General features: G+C 50.6%; 13 protein-coding genes. 11 read left to right on the forward strand and 2 right to left on the reverse strand.

The genetic code is table 11. The annotated features are described in order from the left end of the window. The first annotated feature begins 345 nt into the window (after positions 1 to 345). Positions 346 to 3,579, forward strand: coding sequence for a T9SS type A sorting domain-containing protein (locus IEY24_RS11550; protein WP_188931813.1), 3,234 nt, complete (start codon positions 346 to 348; stop codon positions 3,577 to 3,579). Positions 3,580 to 4,030: 451 nt separating this feature from the next. Here IEY24_RS11550 and IEY24_RS11555 read toward each other — a convergent pair whose 3' ends face one another. Next, the gene (locus IEY24_RS11555; protein ID WP_188931815.1) at positions 4,031 to 4,744 is read right to left on the reverse strand and encodes a LytR/AlgR family response regulator transcription factor; all 714 of its coding nucleotides are present in this window, start codon (positions 4,742 to 4,744) and stop codon (positions 4,031 to 4,033) included. A 2-nt stretch (positions 4,745 to 4,746) separates the two neighbouring features. Continuing rightward, the gene (locus IEY24_RS11560; protein ID WP_188931816.1) at positions 4,747 to 5,772 is read right to left on the reverse strand and encodes a sensor histidine kinase; all 1,026 of its coding nucleotides are present in this window, start codon (positions 5,770 to 5,772) and stop codon (positions 4,747 to 4,749) included. 244 nt (positions 5,773 to 6,016) lie between these two features. Between IEY24_RS11560 and IEY24_RS11565 the strand changes: the two genes are divergently transcribed. From IEY24_RS11565 to IEY24_RS11610, 10 genes are all read left to right on the forward strand, one after another. Further along, positions 6,017 to 6,394, forward strand: coding sequence for a hypothetical protein (locus tag IEY24_RS11565; RefSeq protein ID WP_188931818.1), 378 nt, complete (start codon positions 6,017 to 6,019; stop codon positions 6,392 to 6,394). Between the two features lie 6 nt (positions 6,395 to 6,400). Continuing rightward, on the forward strand, positions 6,401 to 7,450 hold the full coding sequence (locus IEY24_RS11570; RefSeq protein WP_188931820.1) for a serine hydrolase domain-containing protein: 1,050 nt from the start codon (positions 6,401 to 6,403) through the stop codon (positions 7,448 to 7,450). 131 nt (positions 7,451 to 7,581) lie between these two features. Beyond that, a complete protein-coding gene (locus IEY24_RS11575) occupies positions 7,582 to 8,250 on the forward strand; it encodes a response regulator transcription factor (protein WP_188931822.1) in 669 nt (222 codons plus the stop codon). 11 nt (positions 8,251 to 8,261) lie between these two features. Beyond that, positions 8,262 to 9,653: a sensor histidine kinase gene (locus tag IEY24_RS11580; RefSeq protein ID WP_188931824.1), complete on the forward strand. Its 1,392-nt coding sequence runs from the start codon at positions 8,262 to 8,264 to the stop codon at positions 9,651 to 9,653. 83 nt (positions 9,654 to 9,736) lie between these two features. Continuing rightward, positions 9,737 to 10,177 carry a Rieske 2Fe-2S domain-containing protein gene (locus IEY24_RS11585; RefSeq protein ID WP_188931830.1) on the forward strand — a complete coding sequence of 147 codons (441 nt, stop codon included), beginning with the start codon at positions 9,737 to 9,739 and terminating at the stop codon, positions 10,175 to 10,177. Between the two features lie 3 nt (positions 10,178 to 10,180). Next, positions 10,181 to 11,101: a DUF5777 family beta-barrel protein gene (locus IEY24_RS11590; RefSeq protein WP_188931832.1), complete on the forward strand. Its 921-nt coding sequence runs from the start codon at positions 10,181 to 10,183 to the stop codon at positions 11,099 to 11,101. Next, entirely contained in the window at positions 11,091 to 11,654 is a 564-nt protein-coding gene (locus tag IEY24_RS11595; protein WP_229221993.1) for a YceI family protein, read from the forward strand. Before IEY24_RS11590 ends, IEY24_RS11595 begins: the two co-directional genes overlap by 11 nt. Positions 11,655 to 11,662: 8 nt before the next feature. Then, a complete protein-coding gene (locus IEY24_RS11600; protein ID WP_188931834.1) occupies positions 11,663 to 16,006 on the forward strand; it encodes a CusA/CzcA family heavy metal efflux RND transporter in 4,344 nt (1,447 codons plus the stop codon). Positions 16,007 to 16,008: 2 nt separating this feature from the next. Beyond that, positions 16,009 to 17,145: an efflux RND transporter periplasmic adaptor subunit gene (locus IEY24_RS11605; RefSeq protein WP_188931835.1), complete on the forward strand. Its 1,137-nt coding sequence runs from the start codon at positions 16,009 to 16,011 to the stop codon at positions 17,143 to 17,145. A gap of 178 nt (positions 17,146 to 17,323) precedes the next feature. Next, positions 17,324 to 17,992, forward strand: a complete 669-nt coding sequence (locus IEY24_RS11610; RefSeq protein ID WP_188931837.1) for a BON domain-containing protein — start codon at positions 17,324 to 17,326, stop codon at positions 17,990 to 17,992. The last annotated feature ends 28 nt before the right edge of the window (positions 17,993 to 18,020 follow it).

An 18,020-nucleotide genomic window follows, 5' to 3' on the forward strand; every position in this document is an offset into this window, starting at 1 on the left:
ACGATAGCCTGATTTGACTAAACTTGTAGTTAAAATTTTTCGAGTGCCTGAATACATTTGATCAGCCAAAATTGTCTCCCCAAGAACCAAGATCTTCACCCCGAAAAGTTGGTTTTTGACCCCTTAAAGGACAGTCTTCGCACCAAAAACGTATATACTTGCCAAAGTAATCGGGCGGCGACATCACAAAAAAGAGTGTTACAAACCACGCTCAAAGTCCCAACAAATCTCTTTAAATATTTAAAGATGGACCGCTGCGAGCCTGCTCGCAGATGGCACTGTCTTGTTTTCCCATAGTAAAACCTCTATATCAGCATGCAATCAGAATTTACCCGTAGCTTTTCAATGAAAGAAATTTCCAGGTCGGCCGAGCCCGGCGCCCCCCTGATCAATCCTTTATCTCCCACAAAAAAGTTCACTCAAATGCTTATGGGCCTCGCAGTGCTCGCGATGGCGCTGCTTTGCGGGATAGACCGTGCTTCCGCCGAAGGTTCCTCCGCATGGGGCGTGACCGACAACAGGCAAGTTAATCTGTTTATCCCGTCAACAAGCAATTCGGGCGGTGGCAATACGGGATATGTCACCCGGGGCTTTATGATGCTGGCATCCAACACAGGGTCGGCAAGTAATCCCTATAATCCTGCACACCGTATGTATGTATGGGTTAAAGCAAACGAAACCGTCTTTTATGGTTTCAGGACTTCTTCCGGTACCGCTACGGTCAACTTCAACTGGTACCATGACAATTCTTCCACAGGCTTTTACCCGACAGCCACCACCGCTCCGAACAGAGTACTGGCTCATGCGCAAGGCATTACCCAAGGCTCCGGAGGGGCTACCGGCAGGCCTTCTAGCGCCACAGCCGCTAGCAGTGGGCCCAGCCAGGTAACGGGAAATGGATATACTGCTTATTCATTTAAAAACACCACTGGATCGGATAGAGCCTACTGGGTTGAAATCGAATCGAATAACCTGGAATTTAATTATTGGGATGTTACCGTAGCCTCGGGATCGCCCGGCAGCTACACGCGGCAAAACGGCCGTTTGTATTGCAAATATTGGAGTGTGGTAAATGACCTGCCAACTACCGCAGGCTCTTCCAGCTCCACTTCTTCGCCTGCAAACTTTGGCTTTTACATTCCGATCGACAATACCCTTACACCTGCCCAGGATTTTTATGTGAAATACGCCAACTTTGGGGGCAGCAGCTCTGGTTATGCCATATTTTTTGCAAACCTGGATGGTCCCAAAACCAATCTGACATTCGAACAAAACCGTCGTTCAATGAATGGCTCTTCGTCGAATGCGCATTTCCCATTGTTCGTAAGCAATCCAGACGCGAGTGTCTGGCCTTCGCCTCCGTTACCAATAGCAACATTTGAAGCCGTCTTTTCCAGAAGACCGGGTTCTAGTCCCGCCGCCGGCCAAGCGTCTTTCAAGGTCGAAATCGACAACCCGTCCATTGTAGATATTTTGATTGATCTGAATGGCAACGGGTATTACGACGGAAGCGACGTGATCATTTCAAACGAGTATGACGCCGCAGGTATCTACCAAATATACTGGAACGGAAAGGACCGCACCGGCACAGATGTACCCTCAGGAACGGCAATCCACTTCGTGTCCTCGCTCATGTTTTACCCGGTACACTTTCCGATCTATGATATGGAGCAAAGCCTGGGCATCTCTATCAAGCACGTCAGACCGCTCAGATCAGGTACCGAGCCTGTTAACGATAAGCTTTACTGGGATGACAGTGACATCGCAAGAGCCAATATCTCCGGCACCAGCACATTGAGTCCCAGGAGCGTTCCGGTTAATGTGACAGGCGTTTTAGGACCTGATCACAAATGGTGGGCCAACGGCGACAATGGTTTTAGTCAAAATAACACGATCAATACCTGGACAGGCGCTTACAACGACGAAATTGTTCGTGAGCTGCTTTTCAACTATACTTCCGACGTAGACCTGGCAGTAACCAAAACAGTGTCTGCGGCTACGCCCAGTGTCGGGCAAACTATAACCTTTACGATCGAGGCGACCAACATTCCGCTGCCTGAGAATGCGGGAAACCCGATGACCGCCACCGGCGTGATAGTGACAGATGAAATTCCGGATGGTTACACCGTTGAGAATGTGAGCGTTTCCAAAGGTTCCTGGAACCCGGCAACCGATACGTGGACGATCGGTACATTAGCCGAAAACGAAGTCGTTACGATGACTGTGACGGCCAAAGTCAATACAACAGGACCTTACCTGAACACGGCCATAGTACAGAGTAACGAAAACGACGACAACCAGGCCAACAATAAAGATAACGCGGAGGTAGTAACCCCACCTATCGCCGACGACGATCAAAGCCTGCGCAATGCACCAGCAACCGATGTTACCCTGAACATAATTAGTAATGACAAGCTTCATGGCGGAAGTGTGCCAACAGCCGCAGCCGTTGCCGTGGACCTGGATCCTTCGTTGGACGGCGTTCAAAATACACTTAGCGTACCAGGCCAGGGCATGTGGACCTACGCTCCCGCAACAGGTGAAGTTACTTTTGCACCCGAGACAGGTTTTAATGGAAATCCAACACCGATTGTTTATACACTGACGGAAATTGCGACCGGCCTCTCCGATCAGGCTGCCATTACTGTCACTTACCTGAATCTGCCAAATTCCAATAGCGTGAACGCTCCTATCGCCCGGCCGACAGTCGATCAGATGATCTCTTTGAATGGAACCGGCGCAAATCCTCCCCTCATGTCAGGTAACGACTCGGAAGATGGATTTTATTCGGGTAACACAGGTACTAATGCCAACCCGAAAGGTGTCATCATTACCTCGCTTCCTGACAATGGAGAATTGTATTATGACGGCTCTTTGGTAAGCACCAATGAAATTGTTACCGCAAGATTGTTTCCCAATCCCGCACTGTTCAGTCTAAAAATGACGGGTTCAGGTTATTCGAAAACCTCATTTGAATATGCCTATGTCGACGCAGACGGGCTTATCGACCCTAGCCCTGCCACCTACACCCTCACCTGGGAAGGCGCATTGCCAGTAACGCTGGTCAGCTTTGAGGCGGTTAAGGAAGCAGGCCTCGTACGTTTGTCTTGGAAAACGAGCGAAGAAATCAATGCATCCCACTTTGACGTGGAGCGTAGTAGCGACGCCAAGAACTGGAACAAAATCAAACAGACTGCTGCTGCCGGAGAGAGCCACGGATTAATAAGCTACTCATTGATCGATGAAGCACCGCTTTCCGGGACCAATTACTACCGACTAAAAACTGTTGACCTGGACGGTAGCTTTGCCTACTCGCGCACAGTGAGCGTCACAACAGCCGGTCTGGTGATAAGCATATATCCGAATCCTACTTCGCACCTACTGTATATCAAAGGTCTTGATGCGAGTGCGATTCGCTTGGTTTCGCTGGTTAATACCGGCGGCGTAACCGTTTTAAAATACAACTCTGTGCCAGAAAATGGTATCGATCTCGGCCAATTTCCCAACGGAATGTACCTGGTTAAAATCGTTACCAAAAATGGTGAGCAAACTATGAGAAAGATTGTGGTGAGCAAGTAGCCTCAGCACCCATTGCCACATTCTGGTGAGCACTTCGAAAACTTGCCTAAAAAAGGCGGTTTGCTCTCGATCTGCTCACCAGAATATTGAAAAAAATTGCACGTTTTGATTGTATACGCACAAAAATAAAACCCTGCAAATCAGTTATTTGCAGGGTTTTTCTGAATGTTGTTGTATTATATTATCGATCGTTTTGGAGCACGTACACCCTAAATCAAACTCCCTCAGACACATTTTAGCCGAATTTCGTTAGCTGGTCGAGTATCTCATAGTGAATTCCGAGCACAATCACTTACACTCCGTAGTCAAAATAAACAGGATTCAATGCTTACAATAGTCTTAGCTGCAAAGCACTCCGCCGTACCAAATTTACAATGCTCCTCCTAAGTTATTTTTCCCGAAACATAATGCTGTTATTAGGCTGTCCGTGCAGGCCCTGGGGTCAAGTCGGCTAATTCACATGCCGCAACTGAACCCGCTCCATCAGCATGTCGCGGTAGGTCCGGCTAACTGGAATTTCTTTTTTGCCGATCCAAATCGAATTACCCTGAATAGCTTCAATTTTGGAAAATTGAACGATGTAGGATCGGTGCACCCGTATGAAACGCGTAGCGGGCAATAGTTCTTCCAACTTGCCAAGCTGCAAAAGCGGCATCAGGCGGTCGGCCCCGCGGTGGATCAGTACATACTCGCCGTAAGCCTCTACATAGTCGATATCGCCAAGTGTAACGTTGTATATTTTAGAGTCCGCTTTGATGAATATTTGGTCCTGCTCATCATCGGCGGTGGCCGGTTGCTGTATGAGATTACGCCTGCTCAATTGGTCCGTTGCCTTGCCAACCGCCTGAAAGAATCTTTCGAAAGCAATGGGTTTAACCAGATAGTCGACTGCATTAAGCTCATAGCTTTTGACGGCATATTCAGTGTAGGCAGTCGTAAAAACCACCAACTGGTCTTTCCCAAGCGTCTGCATAAAGCTGATCCCATTGATGTCAGGCATTTGAATGTCCAGGAAGAGCAGGTCGAGGTGGCGGCTTTGCAGCACGGCCGCAGCTTCGATCGCGTTGGCACACGTGGCTACCAGATCGAGCGAAGGGATTTTGGAAACATAATCCGTGAGCAGTTTACGCGCCAGGGACTCGTCATCGACAATCATGCAGGTCATTTTCATAGGTTTACAGTCAGTCGGATTTCAAAGGTATCGGCATGATCGGCGATATCCAATGCATGTCGCCCGGGATATGCGAGTTCCAGTCGCTTTTGAACATTGGCCAGACCGATCCCGCCGGGCTCACTCTCCGCCGTCGATACAGCAGTTTTGGTGTTAATACATCGAAAGGACATTGTATTCCGGCCATCCACATGCAGCTTAATGCCTATGCGACCTTGCGGGTTCATATCCAGGTCCGAATGTTTGAAGCTGTTCTCTAAAAAGGTCAATAGCAATAACGGCGCGATCTGATGGTCACCGCTTACACCCGCCGCTTCGAATGTGACCTGGCGCTGATAAACTTCGGATTTCAATTTTTGCATTTCCACGACGTTGCGCAAAAAAGCGACCTCATCCTGCAATGACACCCATTGCGGGTGACATTGGTATAGCATGTACCTGAGCAAATCCGAAAGCTTCATGATCATCGGCGCGGCGCTATCGTCTTTCAGGTAAGCCAGGGTATAAATGTTGTTGAGTGTATTGAACAAAAAATGCGGATTGATCTGGTTTTTCAAAAATTGCAATTCACTTTCCAGTTGCTGTCTGGAAAGTTCGGTTTGCATTTGCAGGGTTTCGAAGCGGTCCGCCGCAAATTTCCGCGTGGTACTGATGATCAGCACAACCATAAACAACAGGTAGGCCCGCATAAACTGAAATGCCCTGGGATATTGAATATTGCGTTTCAGGATTATCTTCATGTCCGCGGGCACGAGCGATGTCTGAATTTTGGCGAACAGCACCAGCAACGCAAAGCATAGGACACCGTAAACGATATATCGCTTTTTTTCCAGAAAGGTCGGGATCAGCAGCAGCATATTGGTATATACGATCCCTGCCTGCAAACCTACATTGACAGTCGCCGCCCAAACGGCATCAGTGTCCCGACGGGCATTGGAAAACATCAGCACCCAGATCAGCCAGTAGCCCAGCCAGGCAAATATGGTCATCGCTGGGATCTTCTTGAACGCAGTCGTTTTCATTGTGAGACGGATTGGAGCTGCAATGGTAAGCCATATCGTCGAGAACCAAAACAATCTCCGTCGAATGGCGCAGTTTATCCTCTGAGCCCGCTGATTTTCCGGTTCAGATACATTTCTGCCGAAAATAATCCGTTCAAGGGAAAAAACCCGGATTCCACGCCGGATTTACCCGCGATCATTGAGTTAAATTTTTGATCCCACATTCCTGTATTTGTTTTGGCCGAGAAACAAAACGACACGTCCAATGAAGAACCTGACCACAACTATCTGTGCCATTGTATGGATACTCCTGCTGGCCGGCTCGGCACATGCACAGCAAACCCAGCTGGCCAATATGCCTGCTGATGAGCGGGCACAATGGCAAACGCAGCGAATGAAGGAAACGCTCCAACTCGATTCTGCGCAGGTAGTAAAAGTATCCTCCATCAATTTAAGTTATGCCCGGCAAACGGACCCGGTTATCGCTGGTAACGGCAGCAGGCTCACCAAACTCAAAGCGTTCAGGCAGATTAATGCGGCAAAGGAAAAGGAGCTGCAAGGTGTGCTCAGCCCGCAGCAATTCAGGCAGTTCAAAAAGCAACAGCAGGAAATGAAAGAGCAATTTAGAAAACGTAAATCATAAGCAGAGATGATCAAACTCCTGAAAGTACTGACCGCGTGCACACTCGTATTTTGCTCCTGTCGCACCGGCCAGGTTGAGCCGAAAGCGTCTGACGATTACGATTTTTCCGAGGTCGACAAATTCATTGAAGGGCATGCGGATGATTATAATAATCAGGTAATCGTGCTGGTGTCCCAAAACGGCCAACTGATTTACAGAAAAAGCATCGGGCTGGATGAGCATACCGCAAAGCCAATTGCCTCGGCGACGAAATGGCTTTCGGCCGCAGTCATGATGAGCCTGGTCGGCCAGGGTAAGCTATCGCTTTCGGACACGATCGGCAAGTACCTGCCGATTTTCACCGCACACCGGAAAGGCAGTATTACCATCAGGCAATTATTTGCCCATACGGCCGGATTCGGAGGCGACTCCCCGCAGAAATACGAGTACAAAAGGCTGATGACCCTTGCCCAGGCAGTCGATTCCATCGCGGTTTATACGCCGTTGATCGCCGACCCCGGTGCAGAATTCGATTACGGCAGCGCGGGTATGCAGATCGGCGGCAGAATCGCCGAAATCGTATCGGGTAAAAAATGGCAGGACCTGTTCGATGACCGCATTGCCGGGCCCTGCGGGATGACAGCCGACTACCGCTCCGTTCGCAACCCGATCATCGCAGGCGGCGTACACACGACCGCCGCCGATTATCTTCGGTTCCTAGAAATGCTCGTCAACCGGGGCACTTATAACGGGCACCGGGTACTAAGCGAAGAAGCGATCGATGCGATGCTGACCGACCAGACCGTAAATGCAAAGATTACGGGCACGCCCTACGCACACAATCCGTTCTCATCGACGCCCGAAAGGCCGGTCCGTTACGGTGTCGGCAACTGGCTGGACGTTTTCGATAGCGACGGAAAAGTAGTGGAAAGCAGCAGCCCTGGCTTATTTGGTACACACCCATGGCAGGATTCCAAACACAAAATTGCAGGCATTATTTTTACGCAGACCACCCCGAGGCAGAGCAGCATGGCGAGCCTTGAAATCCGTCAGATGATCAGGAAAATTCTGGATTAAAGCGCGTAAGACGTGGGAGACTGCCAAGGGTACTTTTGAGATTTAAGCATATCTTAAGAGTCTTCAACATAATTATTTCACAGCTTCTTACTTATTTCGTATGCCCTGATTATAGTACTATCACCAATCGTATGCGAATCCTGATCATCGAAGACGAATCCGGCATCTTAAACTTCCTCCGACAGGGGCTTGAAGAGGAGTCTTATTCGGTTGATACGGCTACCAATGGCCTGGACGGCCTTGAAATGGCACTCGCCGAAGCATACGATGTGATGCTGCTCGATTGGATGCTGCCGGGTAAAAGCGGAGTCGAAGTGTGCCGGGAAATCAGAAGAGCTGGTATCAAAACACCCATCATCTTTCTGACAGCCCGCGATACGGTGCAGGACACGGTCTTCGGCTTGCAGGCCGGCGCCAATGATTATATCAAAAAGCCATTCAGCTTTGAAGAACTTTTAGAGCGGATCAAGGTGCAATTGCGGCCGCATTCAGGTGAACAGATCGAATTTAGGCTGGGCCCTATTGTAGTAGATACCCAATCCCACCAGGTTTTCAGGGATTCGCAGGAAATTAAGCTGACGCAGAAAGAGTTTGGCCTGCTGGAATTTCTGCTTCGCAACAAAGGAAAGGTATGCCGCCGTACACGCATCATCGAAAGCGTTTGGGATATTCACTTCGAATATAATACCGGTGTGATCGACGTTTATATCAATTCGCTGCGCAAAAAGCTGGGGCTCACCAAAGAGGAAGACTACATCCAGACAATCCGGGGCGTGGGTTACATTGCAAAGGAAATATGAACAACACTGGCATGAGATCCTCCTACCGAAACCGGATCGCGCTTAACTTTACCCTCGGCACGGGGCTACTGATCGCCCTTATTTTTCTACTAATCTATTACATCGTCAGCGCCACAGTTTTCAACCGTCTGGAAAAAGACCTGGGCTATGAGTTGGAAAAGCATTTCTATGAGGTAGGCGTCCAGCGCGGACAGCCCTACTTTGCCGACAAGGCCGAATGGCTCGAACGCGAGCATAGCGAACTGGAAATCAACCCGGTGTTTGTCGCACTTACCAATCTTTCGGGGAAGGTAATCGACAAATCTCCCAATCTGAAAAATGACTCGCTAAAACTCCATTTCTCGCCGGCAGACCATGCTGTTTTCAAAACTACCCTGCATGGACTGGCCATCGAACAGGTCCAGCAGGTGATCAGGGAAAATGGCCGGCCGGTGGGCTACATCGTTGTCGCTATGCCCATCGATGAGTCGGAGAGAGTTCTTCTTAATTTAAAAGTGGTGCTTTTGATCGCGTTTCCGGCGGTGCTAGCCATCCTCTTTATTTTCACGCGCTACCTGGCCGGCAGGAGCATTCAACCGGTACTGACGGTGATCGAAACGGCCAGCAAGATGTCGAATAGCAACATGGGTAGCCGCATTCCGGTGCCATTTGTCCAGGACGAATTGTATTTGCTGGTCACGACCCTGAACGAGCTGATGACACGCGTCGAGCATGCCATCGACCGGGAAAAACGATTTACTTCCGACGCCTCACATGAGCTCAGGACTCCGTTGGCTGTGATTAAAGGCACCCTGGAAGTGCTGATCCGGAAGCCGCGGTCAGCCGATGAATACGTGGAAAAAATCTCGTTCTGCATCGGGGAAATGGACCGCATTAATCACCTGGTCGATCAACTGCTACTACTGGCGCGGTTTGAAAGCCAGCAAAAGGCCATGACCATGGGAATCGTTGACCTTTCCGAGCTCACCGCCAACATTCTGGTGCGGCACCAGCAGCAAATCGTAGAAAAGAATCTATCTGTCGATCTGGATACAGTTGGAATTGATACCGTATATAGTGATCCGTACATGGCCGATATCATGCTGGACAACATTATTTCCAATGCTGTGAAGTATTCATCCGGACCGGCCCGCATTGCTATCAGCATCGCTACTTCTGAGCAGATCACCTATTACACCGTGGCAGATAAGGGGATCGGAATCGACTCCAACGACATCAGTCGGATCCGCGATGCCTTCTATCGGTCCGCCCCCCTATCCCACCCTGAAGTGAAAGGCAGCGGCCTGGGGCTCTCTATTGTCAGCCGTATGTGCGAAATGCTGGGCGTAGGTTTCACGATTCAAAGCGAACTTGGCAAAGGCACCCAAGTGACGCTCTCTTTCCCAATTTTAAGCCAATCTTAAGAATTTCTTGAGAATCCCTTAAGAAAGGCAGGGATATCTTTGATTAAACAGAAAGTAATCACAGATAACCCAACTGATCATTTATGAACTCCACCGGACACGCTGAGAATCTAAGCCGCCATGCATTTCTGCGTAAGCTTGGTTTTGGCGGAACTGCCCTTGCCGCATTCTATTTTGGCAGCCATATGCAATCCTGCACCAACGACCGCGTCAATCCCGCGCCTACCAATATGACCCTGGATTTGAACGATCCGGCCTACGCAGCCCTGAAATCCAGTGGTGGTTACGTCGTAAAGGACGGCGTCGTCATCGCACGAAGCAATACAGGCACCTACATAGCAGCTACCCGCACATGCAGCCACGAGGGCCGCAACGAGGTGATCTACCAAACCGACCATTTCTATTGCACAGCCCATGGGGCCAAGTACGATAACGCCGGCAAGGGCCTCAATAGCGAAGGAAAAAAGGGCATAGCCGTCTACACGACAACCCTTGCCGACCAAATCCTGACCATAACCGCCTAAGCGATGCGCAAAACGACATTCACCCTACTGTTCAGCCTGTTGGCTTCTGTCGTATTCGCTCAGACGGATCTGATGAAAGAGCTCGAACAAGCAGACGATTCCACAGTGCATTATGCAGCGGCAAGTTTCAAAGGCACCCGCATTATCAACGGGCATTCGGTAGAAACAGTTGGCAAGAACAACATGGACTTTATTATTTCGCACCGGTTCGGGGCGATCAATTCCGGTGCGGGCAATTTTTTCGGTCTGGACGAATCCCAGATCCGGCTCGCGCTGGAATACGGCCTCACCGACCGTCTGATGGTGGGCCTAGGCCGCAGCAGCTATCAAAAAACGATCGACGTTTTTGTAAAATATCGCCTGCTTCGCCAATCGAGCGGCCTGCGCAACATGCCCGTATCGGTGACGCTTTTCGCAAGCGACGCACATAATGCAAGCACATCCACGCCGGATCTTCCGTTTTACACCATCACCCAACGGCAGACCTATACATTCCAGGCGCTGATTGCCCGGAAATTCAATGAAAAGCTATCCTTGCAGCTTACCCCAACGGTAATGCACCGCAATCTGGCAGAGAAGCCTCTGGATGCCAACAATGTGTACGCGCTGGGAATGGGAGGCCGCTACAAGCTCACCAAGCGGACCTCGTTCAATGTAGAATATTGGTATACACCCAAGACCATTGGCGGCACTACGCAGCGGGACCCGCAATACACCAATACACTCTCACTTGGCTTTGACATCGAGACCGGCGGACACGTTTTCCAGCTTCATCTGACCAACTCCCGCGGCATGATCGAAAAGCAGTTCCTAGGCCAAACTACTGGCAAATGGAGCAATGGGGATATCTTCTATGGTTTCAATGTGGCCAGGACTTTCAGTTTTGATAAAAGCAAAAAACGCGGCAAAAACGATGGATACTAAGCTTTTCAAATGGGCATTGCTGCTAATGGTCAGCCAGCTGCTGGCGATCTGCGCGAGCGCGCAGGTGTATATGACCAAAGCCGGACAAACCAGTTTTTTCTCGGAAACACCGCTCGAAAACATATCGGCTGTAAACCAACAAGTGTCGGTCCTGCTTAATAGTGTCAACGGAGAAATCGCAGTCCGGATGCAACACCGGGCATTTAACTTCCCCAACAAGCTAATGCAGGAGCATTACAATGAAAACTATATGGAGACCGATAAGTACCCGGCCGCCGGTTTTACTGGAAAAATCAACGAACAGGTTGATTTTTCCAGGGACGGCACCTACCCAGTCAGCGCGAGCGGCGTTCTGGACATACATGGCGTCAAGCAAAACCGGACGCTCAACGGTCAGCTTACTGTCAGCGGCGGACGGCTCACGCTCAGCTGCACATTTGATGTAAAACTGGCAGACCATCATATACAGGTACCTACCCTGGTGATCACCAAGATCGCAGAATCTATTTCGGTCAAAAACAGGTTTGAGCTGACATTGAAAAAGACATCGTAAACTTCCCAATGCTTAACAGGATCATCGCATTCTCGGTCGCCAACAAGCTCAAAGTGGGGCTGCTCGTGCTGGCCCTCATCGGTTACGGAAGCTATGAGCTCACTCGGCTGCCGATTGATGCGGTACCTGATATTACCAACAATCAGGTGCAGGTGATCACCATCGCACCCTCTTTCGGCGCGACCGATATCGAAAGACTCGTTACGTTTCCCATTGAGCAGGCCAACAACAACATTTCGGGACTCAAAGAGATACGTAGTTTCTCGCGCTTTGGCCTTTCCCTGGTCACAATTGTTTTTGAGGATGATGTGGATGTGTACTGGGCACGCCAACAGGTCTCCGAACGGCTCGCGAAAGTACAATCGCAAATTCCTCAGGGCATCGGCACGCCGGAGCTCGGGCCCATCAGCACCGGCCTCGGCGAAATTTATCAGTACGTAGTGCGTGCCAAGGAAGGTTACCGGCACCGCTACGATGAAACCGAACTTCGAACGATTCAGGATTGGATCGTCCGAAGACAGCTGCTTGGAGTCCAGGGGGTAGCTGAGGTGAGCAGTTTTGGTGGCAAGCTCAAACAATATTCGATAGAGGTAGAGCCTGCCAAACTGCTTTCTATGGGACTGAATATCAATGATGTATTTACCGCATTACAGGAAAACAACGCCAATACCGGGGGAGCTTATATCGAAAAGGGCCCGTCGGTGCTCTACATCCGCAGCGAGGGATTGGTGGAAAACCTGGAAGATATCGGCAGCATTGTTGTCAGGAACCTGCCCGACGGGCAGCCGGTTTTCATACGCGACGTTGCCGAAATCAAGACAGGCTTTGCAACCCGTTACGGAGCAATGTGCTACAACGATCAGGGCGAAGTCTCGGGAGCCGTGGTAATGATGTTAAAAGGCGCCAACAGCAGCGAGGTGATCCGCGCGGTGAAGCAGCGAGTGGCGCAGATCCAGAAAACACTGCCCGAGGGCGTGGTGATTGAGCCCTTTCTGGACCGTAGCAAAATGGTCAACAATGCGATCGGCACGGTTGAAAAAAACCTGCTGGAAGGTGCCCTGATCGTTGTTTTCGTACTCGTGATCTTTTTGGGCAATGTCAGGGCAGGCCTGCTGGTGGCGTCGGTGATTCCACTAGCCATGCTTTTCGCGGTAATCATGATGAACACCTTCGGCGTCAGCGGCAATCTGATGAGCCTTGGGGCCCTGGATTTTGGCCTCATTGTCGACGGCGCTGTGATCATTGTCGAAGCGGTAATGCATCAGATCGCTCAGAGCACCCATTTTTCAGGCACCGACCGGCTTACGCAAACCCAAATGGACGAGCAGGTCAACGAGTCGGCCGATCGCATGATGAATAGCGCTGTTTTCGGGCAGATGATCATTCTAGTTGTCTACCTACCCATATTCACCCTGCAAGGTATAGAAGGGAAAATGTTTAAACCGATGGCACAAACAGTAGCTTTTGCGCTGCTGGGGGCCTTTCTGCTTTCGATCACTTACATTCCCATGATGAGCGCGTTGTTTTTAAGCAAAAAAGTACGCCGCAAACTGACCTGGTCGGATAGGGCAATAAAAAAAGTCTCGGCCGGCTACCTGATCATGCTCGAAAAGCTGCTGCATATGCCCAGGCTAGTGATGATTTCTGCATTGCTGCTTTTCGCAGCGGCAGTTTTTACGCTCACCACACTGGGAGGTGAATTCATACCCGCGTTGGAAGAAGGAGATTTTGCCGTCGATACGCGTGTGCTCACAGGCAGCAGCCTGGCAACCACAATTGCCAACACCACCAAGGCGGCACATATCCTCAAAACCCGCTTCCCCGAAGTCGAAAAAGTGGTTACCAAGATTGGTAGCGGCGAAGTCCCTACCGACCCGATGCCGATGGAAGCGAGTGATATGATGGTAATCCTGAAAGACAAAAGCCAGTGGAGCTCAGCAAGCACATTCACCGAGCTTTCAGAAAAGATGGGCCGCGCATTGCAGGAAGTCCCCGGCATCACGGCCGGGTTTCAGTACCCGGTGCAAATGCGTTTCAATGAGCTGATGACCGGCGCGCGCCAGGATGTAGTTTGTAAAATATTCGGGGAAGACCTGGATACGCTGGCCTTATACGCGTCCCGCCTGGGCAGGCTCGTCAATCAGGTGGACGGTGCGCGTAACCTGTACATCGAAGCCGTATCGGGTCTGCCGCAGATTGTAATCCGGTACAACCGAAATACCATTGCCCAGTTCGGCCTGACCGTCGGTTCGGTCAACCGCATCGTGAACACGGCACTGGCCGGTCAAAGCGCCGGGATGGTTTTCGAGGGAGAAAAACGCTTTGACCTCGTCGTAAGGCTCAACGCGTCTCAAAAAAGGAATGAGGCCCAGATCCGCGATCTGCTGGTGCCGACCCCAAGTGGAGTTCAGCTCCCGCTTTCCCAACTGGCCGACATCCGCAGAGTCACAGGTCCCAATCAAATCCAGCGGGAGGACGCCAAACGGCGCATTGTGGTGGGCTTCAATGTGGCCGGCCGCGATGTGCAGAGCATTGTAAATGAGCTACAAATCAAAGCGGGCAAAAGCTTGCGCTTACCTGCCGGCTACTACATCACCTACGGCGGGGCTTTCGAGAATCTGAATGCCGCCAAAGCAAGGTTGATGATCGCCGTTCCGGTATCGCTCTTGCTGATCTTTTTGCTGCTTTATTTTGCATTCAATTCGGTGCGCGACGGGCTGCTGATTTACTCAGCCATACCACTATCGGCGATCGGAGGCATTTTCCTGCTTGCCTTGCGCGGAATGCCGTTCAGTATCAGTGCCGGGATCGGCTTTATCGCGTTATTTGGCGTGGCGGTACTGAATGGCATTGTACTCGTAGCCGAATTCAACCGGATTCGTAAAGCGGGTGGGAGCTCTGTTGAGAAGGCCATACTCGAAGGCGCCAGCCATCGGCTCCGCCCGGTCCTGATGACTGCATTTGTCGCTTCCCTGGGCTTTCTGCCAATGGCGGTGAGCAATGGTGCCGGAGCAGAAGTACAACGGCCACTGGCCACGGTTGTGATCGGCGGCCTTCTGGTCGCGACGGCGTTAACATTGTTCGTCTTACCGGTTCTTTATTTGGTATTTGAAAACAAGTTCCTTTTTAAAGCACGCGCAGGCATCCTGCTGATCTTGGCTTGTGCACTTGCTCCCGGCCAGTCGCAAGCACAAAAACAGATCGACCTTCAAACGGCCATTAACCTGGCTCTTAGAGACAATAATCAATTGAAAAGCCAAAAGTTACAGGCTGAATACCGCAAAGCACTTTTGAAAACTGCCGTCAACCTACCACAAACCAGCATAAGTATGGAGGCCGGGCAGATCAACAGCGCTTATACCGATACGCGGCTTACGCTATCCCAGTCGGTGTGTCTTCCTGTCGTGTACCGGCGTCAGCGATCGCTACTGGAACAGGAATTTGACGCGGGGCTGCTCCAAGCCTCAGTTAGTGCGGTCGATCTACGGCGCAATGTCGCTGATCAATTTTACACGCTGCTTTATCTAAGGCAAAAGGCGCACCTTCTCAGCTCGCTCGACAGCCTCTTCAATGCGGTTGCTACGCGCGCTGCCGAACGGTCGGCACAGGGAGAGGCCAATATACTCGAAAAGACAAGTGCTCAAATGCAACTGGGGCAGATCAGGCAACAGCTGGGACAGCTGGGTGCCGATCATAAACTGGCGCTTATGAAATTCAACCTACTGCTCAACGGGCCAGAATCATATGCTCCGCAAGATGGGGCACTTATCTTTTCTTCGGCCATATATGTAGATACTTCTAAATTATCATCGCATCCCCATATGCAGCTGGCCGACCGGCAACAGAACGTTGCCCGTGCGGCTATTGCTGTGGAGAAAGCCCGGCTTCTACCCGAATTAAGCCTGGCTTACAACAATATGAGCATGCGCGGCACTGGTGCTGACAATAAGCTGTACAATGGTTGGCCACGCTTTCAGGCTGCGCAGATCGGTATAAGCATTCCTGTTTTCGCAGGTGCGCAAAAGGCACGCATCCACGCAGCAAAGATAGCTGGGCAGGCTGCACAAGAACTGTATCAGAGCCAGTACCGACAGTTTGAAGCCCGGTACTTGGCGGCATTAACTGGCTACCGTCAGGCGCTCGAGCGCGCCAGCTATTATCAGAATTCCGCCGTGCCCAACGCCGAGCTCATTACCCTGACGGCAACCCGCCAGCTTCGGGAAGGTAATATCAACTACCTGGAATGGAGTCAGCTGATTGCGCAGGCCACCTCGGTCAGAAGCGAATACCTTGATGTGATCGCCATTCTGAACCAAAATGCGATAGAACTAGACTATTTCCTTAGCCAATAGTGATGATGGATATCAAATCTTTGCTTTATGTTGCCCTTGGCGTCTTGCTTAGCTCATGTGCTGCGAAAACGACTGATCAGCAGCCCGCCGCGAAAACATCGGCAAAAGAAAACATCGCCAAACTAACGCCCGACCAAATCCGCAACGCGGGTATTGCAACCGCATTTCCCCAGGCCAGATTGGTTTCGTCCGTATTACGACTTAATGGTAAGATCGATGTGCCGCCGCAAAATATGGTATCGATCAGCGCGCCAATGGGTGGGTATCTGAAGTCAACCAACCTATTGCCTGGAATGTTTATACAAAAAGGTCAAGTGCTGGCGGTACTGGAAGATCAGCAGTACATTCAGTTGCAACAGGATTATCTGTCTGTCAGTGCGCGCATCGAATACCTTGAGACCGAATACGAGCGTCAAAAGAGCCTGAACACCTCTAAATCTGTGAGCGACAAAACCTATCAGCAAGCGGAAGCCGACTTCCGGGCCCAACAGGTGGCAATGAGTGCTTTGGCCGAAAAGCTACGGTTGGTGGGAATCAATCCGCGCCAGCTAAGCGCCGAAAGAATATCGCGCAGCATCAACATCTATTCGCCCATTTCCGGCTATGTATCCCGCGTCAACGTCAACATCGGTAAATACCTGGCGCCCACCGAAGTGCTTTTTGATCTGATCAACCCCTCGGAGATCCATCTGGCTCTGAAAGTCTTTGAAAAAGACCTTGACAAGATCCGCAAGGGCCAGAGTGTACTTGCATTTACCAATTCCAGACCCGAGCGGAAAATTCCGTGCGAGGTGATACTGGTTGGCAAAGACCTATCGGCCGAGCGGACAGCCGAGATCCATTGTCACTTTCAGAAATATGAGCCAGGCCTGATGCCCGGCACATTCATGAACGCGGAGCTTGCACTCGAGTCACGCAATGCGACTGTTCTCCCTGACGAGGCCATCGTCAGCTTTGAAGGAAAGGAATTCATATTTACTTCCGGCACAGAAGGGTTTGTCATGACAGCAGTCCAGACGGGCAATAGCGAAAACGGCATGACCGAAATCCTGAGTCCTACCGGTCTGCAAGGGACGCTTTGCGTTACGAAAGGCGCCTATTCGCTGCTGATGTTTCTGAAAAACAAATCCGACCAATAAGATCCATCTATTTCCGGCATTACACCAGCGCCGCGCTCGGTGGAGCGGGGGAACAACCAACAATCACATTCCATATTGACGCTGATCATTATTGCCCACATCAGGACCGGCTAATTTCGAGGTAATAGTTTTCACAGGAAAACAGAAAAAACGTGATCAACTTAATATCAAAAAAATCATGAAAACCGATTTTGAGATCCAAAAAGATGTCATTGAACAACTTCGGTGGGAGCCGGCGTTGGCTGCCGCGGAGATCGGAGTGTCCGTTAAAGATGGGATTGTGACTTTGTCGGGGACTATTGATTCTTACCCTAAAAAGCTCGCCGCTGAAAAAGGTGCACGCAAGGTCAGCGCCGTCAAAGCAGTCATTGAAAATCTGGAAGTGCACCTTCCAACCAACAAGCAGAAGAGCGACCAGCAAATCGCTGACCAGATCCTGCAAGCCCTGCGCTGGCATACGGCGGTGGCCGACGAAAAATTGAAGGTCACCGTTGAGCACGGGTTTGTAACCCTGTCCGGCCAGGTCGATTGGGGCTATGAGAGAAATATGGCAAAAACGGCGATCGAAAACATTGAAGGTATCCGGCTTGTTGTGAATGAAATCACCGTCAGGCCTCACCCGGTCTACTCGGACGTCACTGAAAAAATCGGCGCGGCCTTTCAGCGTCATGCTTCAATTGACTCTTCAAAGATCAAAGTCTTTATCACCGGCAATCGTGTAACCCTGGAAGGCCGGGTCAGATCGTGGGCCGAAAGAGATGATGCCGAGGAGGCAGCCTGGTCGGCCAGGGGCGTCAATCAGGTAGTCAACAATCTGATTGTAGAGGAAGAAGAATTCGCATTCTGAACAGAATAAAACTAAAAAAGGCCGGTGT

Source organism: Dyadobacter endophyticus (genome assembly GCF_014641595.1).
Taxonomy (GTDB): Bacteria; Bacteroidota; Bacteroidia; order Cytophagales; family Spirosomataceae; genus Dyadobacter; species Dyadobacter endophyticus.